Origin of the sequence: Kribbella sp. NPDC051587, from assembly GCF_044453945.1 — a bacterium.
In the GTDB taxonomy this organism is placed as follows: Bacteria; Actinomycetota; Actinomycetes; order Propionibacteriales; family Kribbellaceae; genus Kribbella.
This window is the reverse complement of sequence record NZ_JBITDE010000018.1, coordinates 47,155-67,953: the sequence shown is the minus strand read 5'-3', so window position 1 is coordinate 67,953 and position 20,799 is coordinate 47,155. Positions and strand designations below refer to the sequence as shown.

At 66.8% G+C, this 20,799-nt stretch carries 25 protein-coding genes; 14 read left to right on the top strand and 11 right to left on the bottom strand.

Annotated features, from left to right (window positions below; all coding sequences use genetic code 11):
* Positions 1 to 20 precede the first annotated feature (20 nt).
* Both ACIA49_RS38870 and ACIA49_RS38865 read right to left on the bottom strand, forming a co-directional pair.
* Complete coding sequence (locus ACIA49_RS38870; protein ID WP_396383302.1) at positions 21 to 728, bottom strand: hypothetical protein; 708 nt, start codon at positions 726 to 728, stop codon at positions 21 to 23.
* 128 nt (positions 729 to 856) lie between these two features.
* On the bottom strand, positions 857 to 1,204 hold the full coding sequence (locus ACIA49_RS38865; protein WP_396383301.1) for a hypothetical protein: 348 nt from the start codon (positions 1,202 to 1,204) through the stop codon (positions 857 to 859).
* 574 nt (positions 1,205 to 1,778) lie between these two features.
* On the opposite strand from ACIA49_RS38865, the gene ACIA49_RS38860 reads away from it, so the two are divergent.
* The 3 genes from ACIA49_RS38860 to ACIA49_RS38850 all read left to right on the top strand — a co-directional run bounded on the left by ACIA49_RS38860 (position 1,779) and on the right by ACIA49_RS38850 (position 3,283).
* Entirely contained in the window at positions 1,779 to 1,985 is a 207-nt protein-coding gene (locus ACIA49_RS38860; RefSeq protein ID WP_396383300.1) for a hypothetical protein, read from the top strand.
* A gap of 160 nt (positions 1,986 to 2,145) precedes the next feature.
* Complete coding sequence (locus ACIA49_RS38855; RefSeq protein WP_396383299.1) at positions 2,146 to 2,778, top strand: hypothetical protein; 633 nt, start codon at positions 2,146 to 2,148, stop codon at positions 2,776 to 2,778.
* A 49-nt stretch (positions 2,779 to 2,827) separates the two neighbouring features.
* Positions 2,828 to 3,283 (top strand): hypothetical protein, encoded by a 456-nt coding sequence (locus ACIA49_RS38850; protein WP_396383298.1) that lies wholly within the window; start codon positions 2,828 to 2,830, stop codon positions 3,281 to 3,283.
* Between the two features lie 7 nt (positions 3,284 to 3,290).
* Here the strand turns inward: ACIA49_RS38850 and ACIA49_RS38845 are convergent, their stop codons facing one another.
* Both ACIA49_RS38845 and ACIA49_RS38840 read right to left on the bottom strand, forming a co-directional pair.
* Positions 3,291 to 3,767, bottom strand: coding sequence for a hypothetical protein (locus tag ACIA49_RS38845; RefSeq protein ID WP_396383297.1), 477 nt, complete (start codon positions 3,765 to 3,767; stop codon positions 3,291 to 3,293).
* Positions 3,764 to 4,237, bottom strand: coding sequence for a hypothetical protein (locus ACIA49_RS38840; RefSeq protein ID WP_396383296.1), 474 nt, complete (start codon positions 4,235 to 4,237; stop codon positions 3,764 to 3,766). The genes ACIA49_RS38845 and ACIA49_RS38840 overlap by 4 nt, the downstream gene beginning before the upstream one ends.
* A gap of 172 nt (positions 4,238 to 4,409) precedes the next feature.
* Between ACIA49_RS38840 and ACIA49_RS38835 the strand changes: the two genes are divergently transcribed.
* The 4 genes from ACIA49_RS38835 (at position 4,410) to ACIA49_RS38820 (ending at position 9,126) form a co-directional block, all read left to right on the top strand.
* Complete coding sequence (locus ACIA49_RS38835; RefSeq protein ID WP_396383295.1) at positions 4,410 to 6,212, top strand: helix-turn-helix transcriptional regulator; 1,803 nt, start codon at positions 4,410 to 4,412, stop codon at positions 6,210 to 6,212.
* Positions 6,209 to 6,460, top strand: a complete 252-nt coding sequence (locus ACIA49_RS38830) for a hypothetical protein (protein WP_396383294.1) — start codon at positions 6,209 to 6,211, stop codon at positions 6,458 to 6,460. Before ACIA49_RS38835 ends, ACIA49_RS38830 begins: the two co-directional genes overlap by 4 nt.
* Positions 6,461 to 6,769: 309 nt before the next feature.
* On the top strand, positions 6,770 to 8,488 hold the full coding sequence (locus tag ACIA49_RS38825) for a hypothetical protein (protein ID WP_396383293.1): 1,719 nt from the start codon (positions 6,770 to 6,772) through the stop codon (positions 8,486 to 8,488).
* A 239-nt stretch (positions 8,489 to 8,727) separates the two neighbouring features.
* Entirely contained in the window at positions 8,728 to 9,126 is a 399-nt protein-coding gene (locus ACIA49_RS38820; protein WP_396383292.1) for a hypothetical protein, read from the top strand.
* A 71-nt stretch (positions 9,127 to 9,197) separates the two neighbouring features.
* Here the strand turns inward: ACIA49_RS38820 and ACIA49_RS38815 are convergent, their stop codons facing one another.
* From ACIA49_RS38815 to ACIA49_RS38795, 5 genes are all read right to left on the bottom strand, one after another.
* Positions 9,198 to 9,683: a hypothetical protein gene (locus ACIA49_RS38815; protein ID WP_396383291.1), complete on the bottom strand. Its 486-nt coding sequence runs from the start codon at positions 9,681 to 9,683 to the stop codon at positions 9,198 to 9,200.
* A complete protein-coding gene (locus ACIA49_RS38810) occupies positions 9,680 to 10,561 on the bottom strand; it encodes a hypothetical protein (RefSeq protein WP_396383290.1) in 882 nt (293 codons plus the stop codon). The genes ACIA49_RS38815 and ACIA49_RS38810 overlap by 4 nt, the downstream gene beginning before the upstream one ends.
* Positions 10,548 to 11,417 (bottom strand): hypothetical protein, encoded by an 870-nt coding sequence (locus ACIA49_RS38805; RefSeq protein ID WP_396383289.1) that lies wholly within the window; start codon positions 11,415 to 11,417, stop codon positions 10,548 to 10,550. The genes ACIA49_RS38810 and ACIA49_RS38805 overlap by 14 nt, the downstream gene beginning before the upstream one ends.
* Entirely contained in the window at positions 11,395 to 12,486 is a 1,092-nt protein-coding gene (locus ACIA49_RS38800; protein ID WP_396383288.1) for a hypothetical protein, read from the bottom strand. The genes ACIA49_RS38805 and ACIA49_RS38800 overlap by 23 nt, the downstream gene beginning before the upstream one ends.
* A gap of 218 nt (positions 12,487 to 12,704) precedes the next feature.
* The gene (locus ACIA49_RS38795) at positions 12,705 to 13,010 is read right to left on the bottom strand and encodes a hypothetical protein (RefSeq protein ID WP_396383287.1); all 306 of its coding nucleotides are present in this window, start codon (positions 13,008 to 13,010) and stop codon (positions 12,705 to 12,707) included.
* A 158-nt stretch (positions 13,011 to 13,168) separates the two neighbouring features.
* Here ACIA49_RS38795 and ACIA49_RS38790 point away from each other — a divergent pair, with 158 nt between their 5' ends.
* The 4 genes from ACIA49_RS38790 to ACIA49_RS38775 all read left to right on the top strand — a co-directional run bounded on the left by ACIA49_RS38790 (position 13,169) and on the right by ACIA49_RS38775 (position 17,632).
* Entirely contained in the window at positions 13,169 to 13,699 is a 531-nt protein-coding gene (locus ACIA49_RS38790; protein WP_396383286.1) for a hypothetical protein, read from the top strand.
* Positions 13,700 to 13,821: 122 nt separating this feature from the next.
* On the top strand, positions 13,822 to 15,561 hold the full coding sequence (locus ACIA49_RS38785; protein ID WP_396383285.1) for an integrase: 1,740 nt from the start codon (positions 13,822 to 13,824) through the stop codon (positions 15,559 to 15,561).
* Positions 15,562 to 15,964: 403 nt separating this feature from the next.
* Positions 15,965 to 16,342, top strand: coding sequence for a peptidase inhibitor family I36 protein (locus ACIA49_RS38780; protein ID WP_396383284.1), 378 nt, complete (start codon positions 15,965 to 15,967; stop codon positions 16,340 to 16,342).
* A gap of 645 nt (positions 16,343 to 16,987) precedes the next feature.
* Entirely contained in the window at positions 16,988 to 17,632 is a 645-nt protein-coding gene (locus ACIA49_RS38775; protein ID WP_396383283.1) for a hypothetical protein, read from the top strand.
* Between the two features lie 129 nt (positions 17,633 to 17,761).
* Here ACIA49_RS38775 and ACIA49_RS38770 read toward each other — a convergent pair whose 3' ends face one another.
* Positions 17,762 to 18,541, bottom strand: coding sequence for a hypothetical protein (locus ACIA49_RS38770; protein WP_396383282.1), 780 nt, complete (start codon positions 18,539 to 18,541; stop codon positions 17,762 to 17,764).
* A gap of 125 nt (positions 18,542 to 18,666) precedes the next feature.
* On the opposite strand from ACIA49_RS38770, the gene ACIA49_RS38765 reads away from it, so the two are divergent.
* Positions 18,667 to 19,170, top strand: coding sequence for a hypothetical protein (locus tag ACIA49_RS38765; RefSeq protein WP_396383281.1), 504 nt, complete (start codon positions 18,667 to 18,669; stop codon positions 19,168 to 19,170).
* Positions 19,167 to 19,397 carry a hypothetical protein gene (locus ACIA49_RS38760; protein ID WP_396383280.1) on the top strand — a complete coding sequence of 77 codons (231 nt, stop codon included), beginning with the start codon at positions 19,167 to 19,169 and terminating at the stop codon, positions 19,395 to 19,397. The genes ACIA49_RS38765 and ACIA49_RS38760 overlap by 4 nt, the downstream gene beginning before the upstream one ends.
* Positions 19,398 to 19,458: 61 nt before the next feature.
* On the opposite strand, the gene ACIA49_RS38755 is transcribed toward ACIA49_RS38760, so the two are convergent.
* Positions 19,459 to 19,938, bottom strand: a complete 480-nt coding sequence (locus ACIA49_RS38755) for a hypothetical protein (RefSeq protein WP_396383279.1) — start codon at positions 19,936 to 19,938, stop codon at positions 19,459 to 19,461.
* Between the two features lie 91 nt (positions 19,939 to 20,029).
* On the opposite strand from ACIA49_RS38755, the gene ACIA49_RS38750 reads away from it, so the two are divergent.
* The gene (locus ACIA49_RS38750) at positions 20,030 to 20,797 is read left to right on the top strand and encodes a hypothetical protein (protein WP_396383278.1); all 768 of its coding nucleotides are present in this window, start codon (positions 20,030 to 20,032) and stop codon (positions 20,795 to 20,797) included.
* The last annotated feature ends 2 nt before the right edge of the window (positions 20,798 to 20,799 follow it).

The following is a 20,799-nucleotide window of genomic DNA, read 5'->3' as shown; positions in this document are numbered from 1 at the left end:
TCGCCAGCGAGGACTGGCAGTTACTGGAGTCCTGCCCGGTCGATTCGGACGTAGGCCATGACGGTCCGGTCGCCGCGCAGCACCGGTCCCAGCTGAACGGGATCGGTCAGTTCGTGCGGGTCGATCGCGTGCGTGATCACGACCGTCGCTCCGCGGTCGGCCTCGACCAGCTCCCGTGCGCGGTCGGACAGCGTCACGGCGAAGGGGCCGAGTGCGCCTCCCGCGAGACTGATGGTGAGCTCGGTGGCTTGCAGGGTCGCGGTGGCACCGGCCGCCGGGGTAGTGGAGGTGAAGGGCGGGGGTGCGAATCCGGTGCCTTCGAGTGCGAAGTGGGGTTCCACTCTCCACTGCCCGAGTGGGCTGCGGGTCAGGTAGATGAGCTCGAGCGTGGGGTTGATCAGCACGTAGGGCTTGATCTGTTCCTGGCCGTCGTCGCCGGTCACGACGGGGACGAGCGCACACCAGGTGTGATTGGTGACCATCGCAGCCGTGCCGATCGGGATGGGCCGGTCGGTGTTCCAGTCGGACGGGCGGCAGTTGTCATGGTGCAGGGTTGCCATGGCGAAGTCGCTGATCTCGTCGATGCTGAGCGCTGGCCGCCGGCCGGGCATCGGCTGGTTGCAGGTCTGGCAGTCGCCCGGCCACAAGCTGGCGAGCACCTGCTCCAGGCTCGGTCCGAGGTGGTCTCGGACCTGGGGTGATACGGCGACGCCTTCGCGAACTGTCATGGGCGCTCCGATCGCTGATGAGGTCTGGTCCACGACGAACCGTAGCGCCCGCAGCGGACGTTGGGCTCGAGGCACCGGCGGGGCGGCGTCTGTTGACGAGGGCAACCACGTCAAGCGACACAGTGGGTTTACGAGGTTTCCGGACGTAGCTGGTCACCCGGGACGTAGGTCATCCGGCCGTCGTCATCGTCACAGACGAGCCCGTACCACTCTCGGTCGGTCAGCACCCACGCGTAGAGCTTTCCGGCCGGCACCCACTCGACCCGCTGCACCTGCCGAGGGGCATCTTGGCGGCGGACTGTATCCGGGTTGCGCGGCCCATGGGCGTCGTACTGGAGCTCAAGCTCGGCGGCGGCACGGCTGGCTGCTGCCTCGTCGGAGAAGTTCTTCGATCTCCAGCCGTTGACGCTGCCGTCCCACACAGCAAACGGACCGGCGTCGCCGTCGTCCGATCTCACCGTGAATCGCACCCGCATACAACCCACGATAGCCTACAGTCGAACGTCTGTTCGAGATTGCGCAGAGATCGTCACTCGGTAGAGCTCAGGCTTCCGCCGACCTGGATCGCTGCGCGGTGACCGGTGGATGGGAAAGCGTGAGAGCGCTCGCCAAACCATGCATCGATCACCGCGTCTGTCCCGAGCTCCCCGAACATCGTTTCTGGTCTCTCGACCAGCTGCAGAAGAGCCAGCATCCTTCTGCAGGTTTCGCATCTCCCCACGGCCCCTCCCCTTGGACGTTGTATCGGGCAACGACCCCGGAACGTTTCACACAGCCGGCCCCGCGATCGAGGAGCTGCCGGAAATCCGGCAACACCACCGCAAGAAATCACCCCATTACGCCGCAGAATTCGTGGTAAGCCTCTGTTGTAACCCCCGGTGATCGCCTCTGCTTCGGCAAGCTGCCCGGGGGATTGCTATTTCTACAGGCGGATCGACTGTTGCCGACGAACACGGGCGTTCGCGACCTCCACGTTGAGCTGGCACGATCCCTCGGGTTCGCTCGGGCCCTCGCCAACTAGTCGCTAGGTATGGAAGGTGCGCGTCGATCGTGAGTGGAGCTGACCTTCGAGCACAGTTCGTAGCCCAGCTGGCCGGAGGGCTTCGAGCGGTGGCCGCCGGCATGAGTACGACGACCACCGTGATCGCGTGGGTGCTGGTGATCTCCGGATTCCTGACCGGGTTGTGGCTGGTGGTGTCGTGGGCACGTCAGCCCGATGACGTTTCGCCGCCGAACGGTGACCACGACCGGCTCTAGCCCGCTGATGTCCGCGCGGCTTTGGTGGCTCGGATCGCGAGCCAGGTCGTGACGGCACTGGCGGCAACGCCGATCAGCCGATGGGCCGCCTGGTCAGTTAACTGCACTAACGATCTCTCCAGGTTGGTCGGTCGGGTGGGGGTTGGTGATGATCTGCGGCGTGGTTGCTGGGGAGTTTCGTTCGTACGGTGAGCTGCTGGAGGGCCGGGTAGCTCTGCCGCGGGTTGGTGCTGTGGTCGCGAGTGGGTTGGCGTCGCTGCCGTGGGTCGTGGTCGACGCGGCCGGCCGGGAGGTTGATCCGGCGAGCCGGTTCCTGCGGGATCTCGCGCTGGGGGATGCGAGCCCGTCGACGGGGCGCAGCTACGCGCACGATCTGCTGCGCTGGTTCCGGCTGTTGTGGCTGGTCGACGTCGGGTGGGAGCAGGCGACGGAGGCGGAGGCGGCCGCGATGGTGGGGTGGCTGCGGTCGGCGCCGAACCCGCAGCGCCGGCGGGCCGATGCCGGGGTGATGAATGCCCGGACGGGGAAGCCGACGCTGTCGGCGGGGTACGCGCCGTCGACGATCGCGCACGCGCTCACGGTGGTACACGGCTTCTACGACTACCACCGCCACTACGGGCGGGGGCCGCTGGTGAACCCGGTGCCGCAGAGCCCGGAGCGCCGGGCGCGACTGGCGCACCGTTCCCCGCTGGAGGAACCGATCCTGGTCCGGCGGAGCCGGCGCTTCCTAGTCATGCAGACCCCCTGCCCGCTCCCGGGTGACATCACGGCGGGCGCGTCGTTGACGATGTGAGGCCCTCCCCACGGGCCGCATGTCAGCGTCCTTGGTTGAGAGGTACTGAATGGATTCCATTGGCACCCACGACGCCCTCCTGGCCGCGCAAGGGATGCACGACCACGGCGCGCTGCTCGGAGATCAGGAAGGTCCCGGCAACCGAGGCGTCGACAGCCGATTGATCGCAGAGTTCATCGGCGCGGCTGTTGACCTCTGCATGGTCTGCCACGATCTTCAGCTGTCATTGCTCGCCGAAGACCCGGTGTCGGCAGCACGCACCGTCGAACAAGCGTGCGTCGCCGTCAACGCCGTCTGGGGCTGTCTCCCCGAGTCACTCGTCAACGAAGAGGTCCCGGGCAAGACCACGCTGCAATTCAGACGACTCGCCGCGGCCGGCTGCGGCGGGAACAACGAAACGATGTTCGCGCTGGCCAGGGCAATGACCTCGGCAGATCGCCGGGCCGCTCTCACATCAGCTGGCGAGATTCTCTCCGTCGTACTGCGCGACGACTTGATGCCCTGACCCGCAGTCATAGACGGGTGATCACCAGAGCCGACACCAGCAGAGCGGTCTGATGCAGGGCTTGATCGGCTAGATACATGCCGTTCAAGCCACCCTCCCGCAGCTCCGCGAAGTTCCGCTTGCCGGTGTGCTGCAGCAGCCAGCGGACCGGCCACCTGCGATCGAGAAAGGCGTGCGTCACCGCAGATACGACCAGCCCCCCGAGCAGGCCAGGCCAGGAGAGCTCGAGCGGGAGAACAACCCCCACCAAGGTCAGCACTACGCCCATGACCACGTGGTACTGCGCGACGTGACCCATGCACGCACCCCACCCCCTCCGCGGGTTCACTCCACCGGCGACGTCGACCGCCGTCGGTGCGCCCTTGTTCAACGCCTGCCTGTCGTTCTGGCCCAGCACGTGGTCCGCGAGGTTGTGGCTGACGGCGAGTACTGCCCATACAGATCCGAACGTTGCCAACGTCGCGACCTGCTCGATCGAGGTCACCGGACACCCGCAACCGACGCGCTAGTGCAGAGAAGGTCGATCTCGAAAAGCGCGGTGCCCGGTCCGGCTGCATCGACGACTCCGGGACGGCGCTGGACCGTCGCGTGGTCGATGTAGCCGCCCTTGTCGAGCAGCCTCGTACGCATGAGCCGGATCAGCGGCTGGCGACGGTCGATGACGTAGTGCGTTGCAGCGTTGATCAGGTGACCAGTCAGCATCGCGCGGCCCGGGACGCGGTAGCCGAGGCCACGCGTCACGAGCTCGGCGACCAAGATCTGCCCGACGGTGTAGCTGGCAACATGCCGGGCCGCGGCGGCCCGGCCGGCCGGTCCTGGTTCACCTTTCCGGATGGCGTCCCGGCCACGTTGGACGACCTGGTCGCAGACCGGGTGCACATCGGACCAGACGGCGTGCAAGGTACCGAAGAGCGCCAGGGCACGGACGGGGGAGTGAGATCGGTCGGGTCGCATATTCGGCCTCCGGAACTGGACGATGGGGTCTGCACCGACCGTCTCGCGGACCGGCCCCGGCGACCGTCCGAAACTGGACGCTGAGGGTATGACCTGCGCCACCACATTCACTCGCGCGATAACGCTAGCCATTCGCTTGCGTTAGCGAAAATGTTTGGTCTATGGTCGCGCTGTGAAGGACAACGATGACGGCCTGGTGACCGTTGCCCAGTTCGCCGCCCGCCTGGGAAAGACCCCGGCCCGGGTACGGCAACTGGTCGACGAAGGAAAGCTGCCACAGCCGAAGCGGCCCGGGACGAAAGCCGCCGTGTGGCCAGAGCCGGTCGTCAGGGCCGTACTGGCAGCGCAGGACGGTGGCGTGTCCGTGCACTCGGCCCTGGCGCCGACGGCGCCGCGGCCGCTGCGCCGGGTCTTCGATGGGGTGATCGAGTTCGAGCCCTACCCGCAGCGGCAGGCCAGCTCGGCGCACGTCCGGATCTGGGAACCGGCCGAACCTGACGGCGTGACCGTTGTGGTGCTCGGTGCGCTGACTGGCACCGGTGGGGTGTCGACCCGGGCCGAGGCCATCGCGGAGACGGTCCGCGACCAGCTGCTCGGCCCGGACACCGATCCGGAGCGGGTTGCCTGGCTCGAGTACTGGCCGGCGGGCTCGGGCCATGGCGTTCAGGACGAGGTCATCAGCGTGACCTTCAGGCTGGGCAAGCCGGAACGCCGCAGGTTCGGGCTGTTCAGGGCGCCGCGGACCGAAGCTGTTGTACCTCTGCGCGGCCCGAGCTGGTATCCATGTGGCGTGCCGGAGCTTGAGCGGATCGTTGGCGGACCGGTGGAGTGCTATCCGAAGCCGGCCTACATCCCGTCGGTGATCGAGGCCTGGCAGCGATCAGGACAGATAGTCGACTACGAGCACGACCGGTACGGCGTGCACGCCATGCTGTCCAAGGCCCGCGTACTGGACGCGACCCCGCCGCCCGCCGAGGCGAGCAGCCTGGCCGATGCGCTGTGCCATGTACTGGTGACTGAAGCCGAGGAGTTTCTCGGAGACCTGCCCATCGGGCCGCTCGACGAGGATGTCGCAGCCGGGCAGGTGTGGGCAGCCCGGATTGTTCCCACCCGGCTGACAGTTCCCGAACAGGAACTGGTCGGCCGGCACCGCCAGCACGACGTCCCGGGCTACCTCCCGGCTGACTCCGCTGACGTCGTCGGCCTCGAACCACTCCTTGCCGCCGCGCGGAACTGGATGGACCAGGCAGGACCTGACGGCGACAACCACACTCCGGAGCTCCACGAGGCTCTTGAAGGTGCGGTGGGGATCTTGGCACTTCGCATGCGGCACGCCGATCCGGACTTTGAGGTGCGCGACCTTCCGGAGGTGCAGCCGCGTCTCTTCGACGTGATCGGCCCTCGGGACAAGGCGTATCTGGAACAGGTCCGCTGGAACGCGCAGGCCGGATCAACGCTTCGCCGCAACCGGATCCGCCGGAAAGTGGCCAGCGACAAGTCGCTGCCGGTGCGGTACGGCCTCGACCCCAGCGGTCACCTGGTCGCCTACCTGGAAGACCACCCGTACTACAACCATCCCCAGCTCGCAGTGGAATGGCCCACGCTCAAGCCCCCAATCGAGCGGCTCGACGACGACGTGGTCCTGGTCGCCGACGGCGACCTCAACGACCGCCCGGTGTACCTGCTGCACGGCACCGGCCAACTCCAGCCGCTACCGGAAACGCCCACGCCCTTCGCCGGCGGCTGGAACTTCGGCTACGGCGGCTCCGGCCCTGGACTCCTTATCCGCGCGATCAGCGAGCTGGTCAAAGCCAGCGACCACCTCACCGACGACCAAGTCCCCCGGGACTGGATCACCGACCAGGTCCACCATTCGAGCAAGGAGTCACTCGCCATCAGCCTCGCTGACCTGCGACGCCGGATCCGGAAGGCGACCGAGCTGGCCGGTGAACATGGGCAAGGGGCTCCACGATGAGGCTCGGGAGCGGCCGGCACCTCCGGTTGGTGCCTGTCGTCGACCGCCGCACCTTCCGGAAGGCCGCACGCCGAGTCGACGCCAACCTCGACGCCGGCGACTTCATCGCCGCCTGGACTCAGACCGTGGCGATCACCACGTGGCTCACGTCAGAACGTCACTACGGCCGCAAACGGCGCCGCGAATGGATGCAACAGCAGCTTGCGACCTGGCAAGCACGGCGTGAGGAGTACAGGCCCGCGAGTTGACCGTCCAGAAGCACCAGGGCGGAAGCAACACGCCCACCCCGTGCGGTTCCGCACGGGGCACGTTAGGGTGGAGATACCCCGTGCGGAACCGCACGGCCCTTCTGGAGGTGGAGCGTGGCGGAGTTGTTGGGGCGGCAGTCACCTTTGACGATGGCGCAGCTGGCCCGGCGGGTGAAGATCGCCGAGGGCCGTGCACGGTCGCTGGCCACGGAGTCGAAGCTTCCCCGCCCCGATCAGTACGACGTCGACGGGCGGCCGCTGTGGTGGCCTGCCACGGTCGACCAGTGGTGCGCGCGGACAGGGCGGCATGTGAGCGAGGATGCGCTCTGGTTGTTCGGCGCCGGGGCCGCAACCGAGCCGGCGGTAGAGCTGCAGCGGGGAATTGAGCAGCTGACGGAGTGGGGCAGGACCCGCCAGTCGGTGTCGGTGTACACGATCGTCTGGGACACCCCAAACGGGCATGTGATCTATCTGCAGCCGCTCGAGCCGCTGGACTACGGGCCTGATCGTTTGGCTCAGCTTGCTCCGGCGCTGCTACTCCCGAGGTGGTGGTCGACGGCGGCGGTCATCATTCCGGAGACGGTCAATCTGGGCACCCTCCTGTACATGGAGCCGGACGGCGTCGAACCGTTGGCCAACGTCTACCGGATCACGCCGCAGGCGGCACCAAGTACCGGTGGGGTCATGCGCAGCGTCAGGCGGTGGGCCGAGACGCTGGGCGACGGGCACCGCTCCGATGGCGTCGAGGTCGACCAGCCACCGGCGATCCCGTTTCAGGGTCAGATGTCTCTGGACGCCGTTGCCAAGGTGCTGGGTCATCGCATCCCGATCTGGGTCGAGGGGACTTTGACCGAGGCCAACGTCAAACGATCACTCGCCTACAACCAGACTTTTCCCGTCCCGGACGCGGTCACAGGTTGGCCGGACGCCCGCAGCAACCTCATGTTCGCGATGGCCGACGTCGACCCTCTCCGTCGGCAGAATCACAAAGAGACCTTCATCGAGAGGTTCCCGCTGGGTTTCACCGCGCTCTATCTGGAAGGCCGCAACCGGTTCGCGGAGCTGCATGCAGCCCATGACCGGCTTGCTGACTCAGGGCCAGGGTGGTATCTGGCGTGCCGTCCGCTCCGACCTGAAGGTCTTCCGGTCGAGGAGGGCAGTCTTGCCGGCAAGCTGGCCGAAACGGAGATGCTCGGCACGAAACAGGGAGCCAACGAACTAGGTTGGCTGACGCGCGAGGAGGGCAACGCTCAGGCGGGCAGCTCCATGGCGCGATGCTGCGCTGCAGCCGCGGTCGCGCTGTTGACCCATGTCAGCCGCGCCGCGGTGCGGTACGAACCAGACGTTTTGCTTGAGGCGCCCTGGCAGGGACCGGTTGCCGAGGCGTGGGCTCCGGTTCTTCGTAAGGCCGACTTTGCCGAAGCTCGAAAGCTCAGCAGGATCCAGCGCATGCTGAGCGGCCGTACCGACGACGAGGTCGTCGGGCTGTACTCCTTTGACACCGCCAGCTCGTTCAGTTCCAGTCGTTCGCTGCTTGTTGTTCGGCAGCCGAACAGCGCGGACGAGTCCGCGTTGCTGATGATCGCCGAGTGGCCGACCGAGCGGATCACGAACTCCGGCTGGAACATTTTGGAGGCCTGGAACGACAAGACGATCATCGCCGGCGACGGCACCGATCAGCAGACGCTGCTGGTTGCGCTGACCCCTAACGACCGAGGGGACATGCGCGTTCAGCCGGTTCCGATCGTGCCTGGTAGCAACGCTTTTGCCTACGGCTACTCCGGCGGCACGCCGACAACCACCTACCAGTCGCTGCTGCGTTGTGTGCTTGGCGACGAGGACGCGGTTCGTGCGATGAGCCACGACCGGATGCAGTCTGGTGACAGTCAGCTCTGGAACGCGATCTCGACCACCAAGGGCCCGCTGCGTCTACCGTGGCCGCAGATCCAGAAGTGGGCCCGAGAAGATCTCCAGCACGCCCGCGAGACCGTGGCAGCCTTGGCGCGGCGGGCGGGGGATCTGGCCTGAGCAGCCTCGGCCCCGGGGGACCAGACGATCTCCGGCATGACGTTCGCCGGGGGACTTCACGCGCGGATCGGCGTGTCCATGCGCGCATTGCTGCGCGGGCGTTCGGCGTACAACTTCTGACCCGGCCATGGACCAGTTCGATGGTATGGGTGATTCCGCTCGGGTGGGTCATCGTCGGTGCCCTGTGGTGGCGACCGCTGGCCGATCTCGCGCTACCGCGAGCGGCGAGCGCCGGCGTCGTGCTGATCACGATCAGCACCGTGCTGACCGTTGCCCTGATCCCTGCTGCTTTCGGACTGAGCCTTCTGCTCGGCCGAGAACCGGCGGGCCGAACGACGTACCTGCTCCAGGATGACCGGCGGCGCGCGGGCGTTGTCGTGGACGGCATGGGCACAGCGCGCTGGGAGGTGAAAACGCTGGCGGCATGGCCACGTGGCATGGGAGCCGGTACGGCGCTACTCGTGGAACTCCTGAACGAAGCCGACCGGGAAGGAGCAGACATGGAGCTGTGGTGTACCAGGTTCCTTGAGGACTGGTACCGGAAATTCGGGTTCGTGCTGGTCAGCCAGCGGCTGGGGATGCGACGCATGCACCGGCCCTCGCCGACAAAGGCAGGCAGGCCAGACGTGGGAGTTTGACGGCGGCCCGCTGCCGTCCAGTGGGCCATTGCGAGACCATCGGCCGCGGGTTGCCGTAGCGCTTCAGGTGGCTAGGCGCCGGGCGGAGCCTCGGTCATCGTGGCCAGGCCCGCGGTGAGCTGCCGGGATTGGACCAGGTCGGCCAGCTGCAACGTGGTGGCGACCGCAGTGGCTGACTGCACGGGTTGCGAAGCAGCGGATCTCTGCGAGCCGGCGGAGGTGGGCGGTATCACCACGAAGAGCGCCTGACCACGGCTCGCAGCGGCTCCGATCCACTCGTCCCCGGCCGTGCAGCCGATGTGGAGGGCGGGTCCAGGCGTGACGAGGCTCGTGAGACTGCCGCCGACGTGGTGAAGCTGAAGGCGGCCGCCATCTGGCCAGGTCCCATGCCGCCAGTCAGCGGCGCTGACGCGGCCGATGCAGCCACTCAGGGTGAGCTGGGTACGGATCGCGCGGTATGAATCGAGGCGTACGGCATCGAGAATGAGCGCGGCCAGCGCACCGGTCGCGGTTTCGATGATGGCCGGCGTCCATCGAGGTGGATGTGGAAGGGTCACGATCCCTCGCTCTGCGATCCGGTGACGGTGGAGGTTGGCGGCCGCTTGGCGGCGAGGTCATCGAGCGAGGCCCGTAGGACCTGGCGCGCCAGGAGCGCGGTGATCCGCCGCGGCCGGAAGTTGTCGCTGACCTGCTGCAGGGGGTGGATGTAGTTGCGGAAGTCGCGGACAGCGGTGGCGAACTTGGCGACGTCCTCGCCCAGGATGGCGAGTTCGCGAGCTGTCACGATCAGCTGGCTGAGCGTCCAGTCGGGCAGACGCTGGACTTTGCCGTCACGGCGAGGTGCTGTTGCTGCCTGGTTGAAGGCAGCCGGCTGGTTCTTCGCCACCTCGTACAGCAGTCCTTCGAGGGTGCTGCCACACAGCAGAACAACCGCGAGCGGCGCCGAGTTGGACAGGCAGATCTCGATTTCCTTCAGCCGGTCGGAGATCACCGTCTGGAAGTCGACCGGTACGTCGACTCGCGACAGGTCGAGTGTGCCGAAGTCCTTGTCCAGGAACGCGGCTTCGTCGCGTGACCATGGGTCGTTCGCTTCCAGCATGGGGCGCAGCCGGGCAATGACTTCCTCGACGCGGCGCCGGTCTGCCGCGGCCCGATCGGGGTCGGAGGACGGCGAGATGCGGCCCAGGTCCTCGGCCGTTTGCCGGTACTCGAGCATGTCGATGGTCAGCTTTGCGAACAGGTAGTCGGTCTGGTCAGCCCACAGTTGCCGCAGGATGCGGGCCTTCGAGCCCTCGTACTCGGTGTAGGGATCGACCCCGGTGCTGTTCTCGACAAAGTCGGCGAAGGTCGCGTTGGTGAAGTCCAGGACGAACCCGCCGCCCATGTTCAGCAGGTGTTCGAGGGTGAGTTTCAGGCGGTGATCAACGACGGCCACCGTTGTGCTCCTGTGCTGTCTGGAGAGCCTCGGACAGGTCTTCGGCCAGGGCCGAGACCGATGCGGCGACGAGGTCCGGATCGCCGATGCCGGACTCCGCGCGGCCAGCCATCTGTGCGCCGAGTGCATTCGGGCCAGCAGCGAAGAGTTGCTGCAGATAGCTGATCGCGGTCTCGGTTGCCGCGCCGCTCAGTTCGTCGGCGCGCAGCTGCACGAACGTACCGGCAAGCTCGGTGGTCTCAGTGTCGATGAGGATCCGGTAGATGTCGTGGGCGTCTTTGTCCTGCAGCCGGGTGGGGTTCGGGTCGCCGACGCGTTCACCGATCTTGTGGAGCTTGGCCACCAGAAGCGCGGCACACCCGGCGACCTTGACGGTGTAGCGGCGGATGTCGGCGGGGTCGAGCGCGGCAACCTCCACCGGTGAGTTGTCGATCAGGGCCGCTTCGAGCCCGTCGGCGCGCCGAGTGGCGCTCTTGCTGTGCGGCGGGATCCGGCCGCCGCGAGTCTGCTTGCCGCCTGCGGTGAGCGATGCGGGCACCATCAGGTCGACGGGGATCCCGGTCGAGCTCAGCCACGCACCAGGCTGACGGCTGTCAGGGTTGGGGTGAAAGCCTGCCCGCGTCATCGCGTCCTCGAGCCGGGGATCCTCGCCCAGTTCGCGGGGATCGACCGCGAGGTCACTGTCCTTGGTGGCCTCAGCCAGGGCGACCGGAGCCGCGGCCGTCCGCAGATAGACGGCCTGGGCTCCGATGACGATCACGGAGTCGCGGTGAGCTTCGAGCGCCAGGAGCGCGTCGAGCAGCGCGGCGCGCGACTGGACCAGCAGGTCGGGCCTACTGGCGCCAGGTTCGTTCATTGCGGGTCATCCATTCGATGAGTTCTTCGCCTTCGGACGGGTTGCGTCCGGGGCCGGTCAGTAGGTCGACGGCGACCTGGGCCGGGGCAGCGATCTGGTAGCCACCATCGGTGCGGACCCGAGTCCGGGCGAACACGGCAGCGGACTGGGGTTCGACCAGTACGACGTTCGCGCTGGCATCTGTTGAGCGCAGATCCCAATCGGCGGCCGCGGCCGCCGCGTCCGGGGTGTAGATCATCGCCGAGCGCGCCGGCGCATAGGCCGCCCACTCGGCGGCAGCCAGCGTCCCAGTGACGGCATACTCGCGGGCCGTGTTGCTCAACTGGTTCAGGAGCCGGTCCAGGCCGCGGGGCGCGAGCCAGGTGGTGGTCCGGTTGCTCGCGACCATCTCGTAGTCCCGGCTCCATCGGCGCAGCAGCGGTTGCCACGCCGGAACGAGGACCCGCTTTCCGTCCCGCTCGATCAGGTCCTCCTCTTCAAGGAACTGCACGACCCGGTAGACAGCACCGGTCGATGTCCCTGAGGTTTCGACCAGACTTCGGATCGGCCAGGTCCGGTCGTAGTCCAGCAACGCACGAACGACCTGGGCCGCCGGTGCACCCTTCAGACTTCCGCGCGGCCGGCCCGGGCCGCGCCATGGATCGCGATCCGCGCCGCGATCGGACACGAACAGGCCTGGACTCGAGAAGGTAACCCGGACGTTGCCGGTGGCATCGACGAATGACAGCCCGGCATCGAGCAGCTTCTGCCGCACCGGCGCAGACAGGTAACGCGCCACGACCACACCCGTGACTGCTGGGCTGCTCGGGCCGTCGGCGATGTACTTGTTCAGCTGGTTGTAGAGCGCCGGGACATCGCGGCTTTCCACCGTGCGTTTCGCCTCGAACAACAGTCGGCGCCGAGCTCCGTCAGGCGCAACGAGATCGGCCAGGGCATCGATCGCTCCCCGATCAGACGCTGAGCTGACCGGACGAACCTCCCACCCAGCGGGCAACCGCTCCGCGAGGATCTCTTGCCCCCGTGTGAGCACGTCAGCCTCAGTGAGCGGCCCGAGCGCAGCAACCACCATCCCCACCTCCTCATGTTCGGGAAATAGCCTAGCTCCGCTGTCAGCGGAGTTCAATAATTTCCCGAACAGATTGCTTGTACAGCCTGAACGCCCCAGGCCTCCGCACGCTCACCGAAGACGGGTTTCCTGTCGCCGGTCGCCCACCGGCCGATCGGGCGTTTCCGCAGGTCACACCGGAGACGGGTTTTCGGCCGCCGGTCAGCGACCGCGGACCACGCTCACGTGTTCGGCCCGGTCCAGGTGATGTGCTGGATGGCCTCGTGCAGCTGGGCGTCGACCAGGAGGATGTCCGGGTCGCCGGCCTGCATATGCAAGGCCCTGTCGGCGAGAAGTTCGAGTTCATCGAGCTGGGCGGCGAGCTCGAGGAGCTGAGGATGCTCGGGGTGGTGGCGGGCCAAGCCCGGCAGGACCGTCCCGGTCCTGAGCCGGGCAAGCTGAGTACAGAGGCCCTTCAGTCCGCGGCGCTGCTCCACGGTCCATGGCGTGCCGGAGACCGGGCTGTCGGGATCCTCACGGCCGGTCATGATCTCTGGTCTACGTCGAGCGCCCACCTGGGAGCAACCTCCCGATCCGCGGCCTGACGCACCTGCTGCACATTTCTCCACCACGCGCAGGAGCCTGCCCAACATGTCGGGGACAATGTCGGGGAACATTCTCCCCGACATCTGATAGTGTCCCGCTCATGCTCACACCTATCGATCTGGGCGGGACCTTCATGTTCGCCGACTCGGGCACCGTCATCCCGGTGACTGAGGCACGCGACAAACTGACCGAGCTGATCGCTACGACGAAGCAGGGGCGCTTTCCGGTGATCGGCCGCTATCGCGAGCCGGGTGCGGTCCTGGTCGCGCCGGATCTTGTCCGGCTGCTGCCGCAGCTGCTCAGCACCATGGCAGGGGAGACTGGCAAGTTCGTTGCTGAGGGCCGACGCAAGGACTCGGACCGGACGGTCTACCAGCTTGGCGACCCGTGGCCGTTCGTGGCTATCGCGCTGTGGATGAACGGGCATCAGGCACTGTTCGCCCAGTTCGCCTCCGACACTCTGGCCACCATCCAGAGCAAGGACGTCGCCAACGGCATCCCACGGATGACGATCGCCGAGTTCCTTGACGCGTTGCCGATGACCTTGGGTGGCGACATGCCAGAGGCCGAACGGCTGGCTGCGATCGAGCTGCTCAGACAGTGCCTGCCGTCAATGAACGCGGCGCGCTGACACCCAGATCAGCTGCCCCGCTGGGGCCGATCTCGGGCATGAAAAAAGGAGAGATGCTGGCCCTCAAAGGGCGGGCATCTCTCCCAAGCTCAAGATCACGATACCACGGGTAGGCTATCGCGATGCAGCCTGCGGATTCCGCCTTCGCACAGCACGTTCTGGCGCGGATGACTGACTATTTTCTCTCCGAGGGGGTTCCCTGGACCCGGCGCTTGTGGGATATCGGGTCGATCCTCGGGCTCGAGGAGTTGGCAGAGGCCTGCGAGTGGCAGTCGCGCAAGGTGCTCTCGTCAACCGCGGTGGCGTGGCAGCGTGCTCAGCTCCAGGGGCTGGTCGGACCGGACAAAGGGATCGGTGATCGTGAGCTGCGGCGAGAGCTCATGGCTCTTCTGCAGAACGGCCTGGTCGCGCCAAGTCCGCAGCACCGGCGTCTGAGGCAACTAATCGACCACGCAAAAGCCGGCTACCTGGACCGTTGGGTGGCCGCGTTGTCGGCGGAACCGAGCGTGAAACCGGAACGGTTGGCACGCACTTTGTCAGCCCACCTGCTCGATCTGGGTTTCAGCGCGCCCTACCTGGCCCAGCACTGGGTCACGGATCTGCGCCGGGCGCACGCGGATACGCACAGCATTGTCGAGAGTGCTGCTGCGCTCGCCGCTCAGCACGAGCAGACCTACGACGTGCTGATCGCGTTTGCTCGTGTACCGAAGGGTGGTGCCGTCGCGAGCCATCCGCAGTGGATGCCCAGCGCCCAGGTTGTCCAGTGGCTGCACGACCACGGACTCCCCGTCGCCGGCGTACGAGCTGCCGGTGGCGTCACTCGCCAGATCTCTGCACGCGACCCGCTGGCCGCCGCGGCCAAAGCCCGCGAGGTACTTGAGCGCATGGTCGCCCGGGCATGGTTCGTACGACGAGGGCGCGGCGACCTCGAGCCACTCGATGTGCTCTGGGTTTCCGGCTATCCCAGCGCAATCGCCAGCGAGACGCCGTCGCGCAGCGCCGATGTGTTGTCGCTGGTCCACAAGGGGCAATTGTTCGATGTCAGCGCCGAACGGACGATCGTTGATGATGCCCTTGAACTTGCGGCGCCGATCAATCGCGGCGGACTGCCAGGTCCCGCTGTCGCGGGCGGATGGGCCGCGGTGGAATCACTGCTAACCCACCCAGGTGATCCCGTGGACGACAACGAGCGCGGCGGGAAGGCTGTTGCGGCGGACAGGCTCGCCGCGATCGTCGCCTGCTCCTGGCCCCGTGCCGAGTTGACCACACTGGTTCATCGCCATACGGGCAAAGACGACCTGGCCGACCTGCGCGACGCCTGCGAGACCAACCACGCACGCTCGGCTGTTCTGCTGGCCGAGCTGCAGACCCATGGCACCACCCGGCTCACCTTCAGAGGCAAACCCACCTGGCGCAGCGACATGGCCGCTGCCGACCGAATGCAGCACATGATCGAAAACCCTCTGCGCGTCCTTGGCGAGGTACAGCTGGCCGCCCAGATTGCCTTCCGGCGGCTGTACCGGGCTCGAAACGTCGTCTTGCACGGCGGATCGACCTCCAGCATCGCGCTCGACGCGACACTGCGCACCGCAGCACCTCTGCTGGGTGCGGGACTGGATCGCATCACGCACCACTATCTGGAAGATCAACTGGCACCGCTCGACACAGCAGCACGCGCTGAAATGGGCCTGCGCCTGGTCGGCGGAGAGACCGGGCTGTCCGCCATCGACTTGCTGCAGAAGCCAGGGTCTCGTGTCAATCACCCGCCCAGTCCCGGGCCAGCGGTCTCGGCCACGGCACTGGCTGAAGATCCGCCGGCAGTACCCGGTATGTCGGCCCCGACCACCGACACGGCAGGCTGATCCCAGCAGCACGCAGTCGACGATCTCATCGGCGGTACGCGGCCCCGGCCACCCGTAACCGGATTTTCCGGTTCCGGGCGGACCGATGGGGACGGCCGAACTTCGCTCACCGCCGACGGAATTCCCGTTCTCGGGGTCCTCCGGGGGCCGGACGGCAGGTGCTGCCGTCCGGCTACTCACTTCCTTGTCGCGAGGGACTGGCAGTCGGATGTTAAAGGTGCAGCTTGTCGCCGCCCCTGTCTGGGGGGATCGCTGCTCGCCGGGGCCACCTCCGCGCTGGCGATAGGTGCCTTTAGCAACCGGATCGATGTCAAAAGCTGCAGAGTAGAACGGATTCGTAGATTGGTGGACTCAGCTTCGGTACGGTCGAAACTCAGCCATCGACTGAACTGGAGTTCCTGAGTTGAAGTTCGCCAGAGCCCTCGCCGTCACAGCCGCCATCGGCTCCGTCGCCGCCATGAGCACGATCCCTGCACACGCCGCAACTGGCTACAACCGCTGCCCTGCCGGCCGCTTCTGCGCCTTCACCGGACCGAACGGCACGGGCGTCATCGCGATCTACACCAAGAGCGATCGGAACCTGGCCGACCGCGTCGGACCGCGCGGGATGAACAACAACATCGAGAGCGCCTGGAACCGCTACAAGTGGGAGTTCGGATTGATGAACGACGCGAACTTCGCCGGCAAGGGCGTGATCTACAAGTCAGGCGCCAAGGGCAACGTCCCCAAGAACCTTGTGAACAAGGCCTCCTCGGTCTGGTTCGTCCGCGCCGACCAATAGCTATTGGCTGCTCCGAAGCCCAAATTGCCCTGAGCAACCAGCACACCTGCTTGGGAGTGCGGCCGCTGCGGCGAAGGCCGAATCAGCGTGAGGAGAGCGAGGTGGAGACGCTCCAGGGCACAAGCTGTCTCGGCGCGGATCGGACACACATTCAGCACCGCAATGGGCCGCGCGGCCCGCCGCCGAGCGGGGACGAGTCCTTATTGGGATGCGGCGCAGCGCGCGCCAGGCCGTTCACCATCCGCGGCCACGAAGCCACATCACCGACGCCCCTCGGTGAGCTCAGCCGCACCACGAAATCGCCGTACTCATGAAGTCGGCTGACCGGTCCCGTCCCTCGACTGGCAACGCCAGGGTGCTGGCAAGCCACGAGTAGCCGGTCGCCGGCGCGCTTCAAGCGCCGCGGGCTCGTGCGACTTCACCGCTTCTGTACCGGCGCCTGCGGCGCCGAGTGGTGGCCCGGGTACCACGCCGACCCTCGACGTCAAGGGTGCTCTGCAAGCTCCGCATCGCCCTCGGCGACGGCCGCACGCGGCCGCCCTTGACCTCGAGCCTCCGTCGGCACAAGACCCCGGCAGTTGCCGGCAGGCACACAACGCCTGCCGACCCCAAAGGCCCACCACAACCCCGACGGAGGTTCTCGTCATGATCAAGCGACGCGCGATCGCCCGCATGGTGCGCCAAGCCCAGCAAGCCGGCGCAACTCACCTGTTCGTTGCCCGTGACCAGCTCGACAGTGACCGGCTCTACGGAATCCGCGTGATGTGCGGCGAGGACCCGCACGAGGTACACGAAAACAGCGACGACTGGCTGCTGGAGTGCTACGTGCTCCAGGACGACTCGATTCCGGTGCACGTCCAACTTGCTGAGCGCCGCGCCTGGCATCTGGAACCCCGATCCCGGGCGGCTACCGCAACGGCAACGGCGGGAGCTGAGTTGGCGGAGCTGCAAGCGGTCGTAGTGGAGTACCGCCAGGCCTGGGCCTTCACCGTCTCCGGCGCCAACCACACACATCGCCGTGACACCTTCGAGGCTGCTCGCGGTCAACTGATCGCGGCCGCACGAGCCGCGTACGACGAAGGCAGCCTGACGCCGTACCAGATCCGCAGCACCACCGGGCTAACCCGCGCTCAAGTTGCCGGCGGTTCGTCGTCCTGGGTATCCCCGCCGGACCGGGGGTCAGGGCCAGTAGTGGATCAGCAAGATGGGCCCCAGGATCATCACGAACACCAGGCCTCCGCCGGTAAACCAGGTGCGCCGCGCGCACGGGCTTCCGCGTGCGACAGGTGACTTCGGGATCTACAGGAGCACATGGTCGCCGAGAAGGAGAACTGCGGCTGCAGGCATCTTGCTCTTCGCTCCGTCTTCCGGCGACGCCATCAATCCGCTGTGGGGGCGGCTCGGACCTTCGGGTGGAACCTAGACGTCCTGCTGCTGGGCGCTGAGGGTCACCCTCGCCATGCCCAGCCGCCGGGAATAGGTCTCCTCGAAATCGGCTGCCACCAGCTTGGCCTGGTCGACGTCGCAGTCCGGGATCAGGGAATCCGCAGGCATCCCGTCCCGGCCGCCATCACGAAACGCAGTGAGCTCTGCTGTGCTCTCCAAGTCACGGCGCGCCTCGGCGGCCGCGGCCCAGGCCGCCAGCGGCTGGCGCGCGTCGTCGGCCGCCTCGACCCATTGATGATGGGCAGCTGCCCAGTGCTTCGCGGTGCGCAAGGCCTCCCAGGCCGTCTCGGCGCGATGGATCGCCCGGGTCGCACGGAGCCGGCAGGCGTACTCGTCGCGGGCGGCCGCCACCACAACCCGGTGATACCGCGAGTACCGCCACGTCTGGATGGCGAAGGTGAGCATCTCGTCGGCCTTGTCACGGGGCGGTTCGGCCGGACGGTAGTCACCAGGAAGCTTGACCTCCGGGAGAAGCAGCATCCATGCTTCCTCCTCGGTTTCGGCCTCATTCGTGAACAACGGAACGATCGGCGCGAACCAGCGCGGCTCCTGCGCGTTCTCGCGGTCATCGCCTGGATCGATCCCGCAGGACTCCAGGTCGGTGTAGACGGTCTGCCTGGTTACCCGCGCGGCCTCGGCCAGCGTCCGTATGTTCGTCTCGCCGGATCGCCACGCGGCCGCGAGTAGTTCAGCTCGTCGGCCCGGTGTCGACCACAGCCGGAGGTCTTCCAGAGCTTGCTCCAAGGTGTCCACAACAAGGAGATTAATGTCTAATCATTAGACATGTCTAGCTGTTGAACATGTCTAATGATTAGACATAGTCTCAGGAGATAGGTGCTGTCACTGGCGGCTGCCGTCCACTCCCGAGGAGGACCCGAATGACATCTCATTGGCCGTACGACGCGCGCGAAGACGACCCACTCGCCGCGCTTCGGATCCCGGTCGTCGGAACTCTCTGCCCGCGGTACGCCTACCTCGTGGCCCTGTGTGTCGACGAGGATCCTGACACCCCGCTCTGGTACGGCGAGCGGCCGACCGCGGTCGAGACCGCACAGCTCAAGGCGTTCGTCGGCTGGCGCCGGCACCAGTACAGCGCGACCTGGATCGCGGCCCACTTCGACCCGCAGCCGTTCGACATCGATTCCGGCGCGTCGTGCTGCACGCTGATCAAGCGGGGTGAGAACGACTGGGCCTACGTCGTCGATAGCTGGCGCATGGCCGTACCAGTTCCCGAGACCTGGGAAGGCAAGGAACAGCCCCTCGATCTTCACGGCTTGCTCGATCGGATCATCGGCTGGGGCGACAGGCCGAATCCCGAATGGGAGCGGTGGAAGGCCGGTCACCCCGGCGCCTTCGAGCTCCCGGCGGCGGGGCGGAGATGACCTGGCTGCTCTGGTTGTCGATCGGTGTGCTGGTAGCTGTGGTGTTGGTGCGGGTCATGCCGTCCGATTCGGCATACAAGGAGATATCTGGGCGGCTGTCCCGCGATACTCCGCTGTCACGCTCGACCATCTTCGGCGGGATTGCTGTTTGGGCTGTCCTTGTCTGGCCGCTGGCGGTCATCGCACTTGTCGCGATCCTTGTGCGAGCTCGCAACGACGCCGGATGATCCGGGACAGATCCCCTGCCGTGAACTGGGCTCGCCGTCGACGGCCCGACCCGGCGCGGGATCAGATGGCGGCGGTTGCTACTTCGCTGTTTGGCGACTGCGCGAGGTCGAGCGACCGGTTCGCGGTCGTGAAGGTCAGGTGACCGAGTTTCTGGAGATGGCGAATGCTGGTGCCCTTGGTCTGGTGGGACCAGCCCATCTCGCGTGCCAGCTCGTACCAGGTGGGACCGACACCGTGAGCAGCGCGGTATTGCGCGACGTACGCCACGGCTGCGTCGGCAGATTTCTCGGCTGCGCGCCTGGCTTCTTCGACCGCCATGGCGTGCTTCGCGCGGCGCCGCTGCGTCTCGGCGTCGACCTGGTCGTCCGTGATCCCGCGGCCAGCAGAGATGACGGTTCGCGCCGCTTGCCAGCGGACGGATCCGGGTGCGCCTAGTGGCTTCACGAGATCGGTAGCGATCTTCGCAACCAGCCGCTCGTCAGGCTCGACATTGTCGGGAAGCAGGGAGCGAAGGAGCTTCCGCGCGGTCTTGGGTTTCACAGCGAGCAATTTAGCGCTGACGACCCGTGACAGGGCGACGCAGCTGTTCGGCGCGCCGCGGGTGTCGGCGCCGTCACCTACCGTGTCTGGCGTGGACATCGCGGAAGGCACTGAGCCTGCTGTCAGCGGCCGCCGGCAGCGCAACACCGACTGGACGCACGATCATCACGCCGAGCTCGTTGCCGGGCTCCGGGCGGGAGTGACGGTGGAACAGCTCGCTGAGGACCTGGACCGCACACCGGGGGCCATCCGGTCGCGGGCGAAGCTTCTCCTGCCGCCTGGGACGCCACGCGCTCGCGGTGAGTACGCCGTTGACGTCCTGCGCGAGTTGCTGATCGACGATCCCGCCTACGACTGGGAAGCCGAACTGGCCCAAGCCCTGGACCGACTTGGCCGCCGTTACTGGAACGCGGCCGACACCCAACGGCTACTCGACGCCTGGGACACCTCGACACCACTGCAGACGATCGCGGCCGAGTTCGACGTCGACGAACCCCAGCTGATCCGGCAGTTGCTCTCGCTGGGACTCGCGAAAAACCGCGCCGAGATCGTCGACCGGCTCGGCTGCGAACCAGGCGGCATCGTCGACCTGTGGCAGCGCATGGCCGCTGACCGGGCGTCCGCCGAGGTGTGGGTCTTGACCATTCACGGGATGCCCAGCGATCCAGTACACGTTTCGCTGCATGCCAGCAAGCCAGCGGCTGAACTGGTGCGTGATCAGCTGCTTGTACCAGCGACGTCTACCGACACCGGAGCAGCAACAGCCTGGTGGTGCATTGCCGGGCGCTCTCCCAGTTTCGCCGGAGGCGAGACGAGCGCCGGAGAAGTCACCATCGGGACCGGCGGATCGCAGCCTTGACC

Coding starts and splice junctions, on each gene's coding strand:
- ACIA49_RS38795 (WP_396383287.1), bottom strand. CDS start 13,010: ATGACCGGCCGTGAGGATCCCGACAGCCCGGTCTCCGGCACGCCATGG.
- ACIA49_RS38850 (WP_396383298.1), top strand. CDS start 2,828: ATGGATTCCATTGGCACCCACGACGCCCTCCTGGCCGCGCAAGGGATG.
- ACIA49_RS38840 (WP_396383296.1), bottom strand. CDS start 4,237: ATGCGACCCGACCGATCTCACTCCCCCGTCCGTGCCCTGGCGCTCTTC.
- ACIA49_RS38800 (WP_396383288.1), bottom strand. CDS start 12,486: ATGGTGGTTGCTGCGCTCGGGCCGCTCACTGAGGCTGACGTGCTCACA.
- ACIA49_RS38790 (WP_396383286.1), top strand. CDS start 13,169: ATGCTCACACCTATCGATCTGGGCGGGACCTTCATGTTCGCCGACTCG.
- ACIA49_RS38805 (WP_396383289.1), bottom strand. CDS start 11,417: ATGAACGAACCTGGCGCCAGTAGGCCCGACCTGCTGGTCCAGTCGCGC.
- ACIA49_RS38785 (WP_396383285.1), top strand. CDS start 13,822: ATGCAGCCTGCGGATTCCGCCTTCGCACAGCACGTTCTGGCGCGGATG.
- ACIA49_RS38870 (WP_396383302.1), bottom strand. CDS start 728: ATGACAGTTCGCGAAGGCGTCGCCGTATCACCCCAGGTCCGAGACCAC.
- ACIA49_RS38765 (WP_396383281.1), top strand. CDS start 18,667: ATGACATCTCATTGGCCGTACGACGCGCGCGAAGACGACCCACTCGCC.
- ACIA49_RS38830 (WP_396383294.1), top strand. CDS start 6,209: ATGAGGCTCGGGAGCGGCCGGCACCTCCGGTTGGTGCCTGTCGTCGAC.
- ACIA49_RS38775 (WP_396383283.1), top strand. CDS start 16,988: ATGATCAAGCGACGCGCGATCGCCCGCATGGTGCGCCAAGCCCAGCAA.
- ACIA49_RS38760 (WP_396383280.1), top strand. CDS start 19,167: ATGACCTGGCTGCTCTGGTTGTCGATCGGTGTGCTGGTAGCTGTGGTG.
- ACIA49_RS38865 (WP_396383301.1), bottom strand. CDS start 1,204: ATGCGGGTGCGATTCACGGTGAGATCGGACGACGGCGACGCCGGTCCG.